Annotated in this window: 1 protein-coding gene; it reads right to left on the bottom strand. The window is 40.1% G+C overall.

Translation table 11 applies throughout. From position 1 onward, the window contains the following. A partial coding sequence (locus H6A28_RS15005; RefSeq protein ID WP_204481104.1) for a transposase occupies positions 1 to 212 on the bottom strand: 212 nt, incomplete at its 3' end. Positions 213 to 354: the final 142 nt, after the last annotated feature.

Here is a 354-nt window from a genome sequence, read left to right as displayed (position 1 = left end):
TAGGCATACAAAACAGCTTTGAGCATCATTCGTGGGTGATAGGGAGAACGGCCGAACTCCTTATACAATTTATGGAACGAACTAAGGTCAAGGTTGTCAACCATAGCATTCAGAATACGTACAGGATTGTCCGATGGAATATTTTCATCTATTCTTTGTGGGAAAAGGACGATTTGATTGGGATTGTAAGAACGAAAATGTATCTTTGCCATATTACTTTGCTTATGGAGGCCGTCTCAAAATTGAAATAAAATTTGAGATGGGCTTTTTTGTGTCTGCAAAAAAATCGGGCAAGCCCAAACTTCGCTCAGTCAGGACTTGCCCGTCTCCCTAATTTTTCGTATCTTAGGGAAT

The organism is Bacteroides mediterraneensis (assembly GCF_016900355.1).
Lineage (GTDB): Bacteria > Bacteroidota > Bacteroidia > Bacteroidales > Bacteroidaceae > Phocaeicola.
Note: the sequence above shows the minus strand (reverse complement) of the source record. Positions and strands in the feature narration are given on the sequence as shown.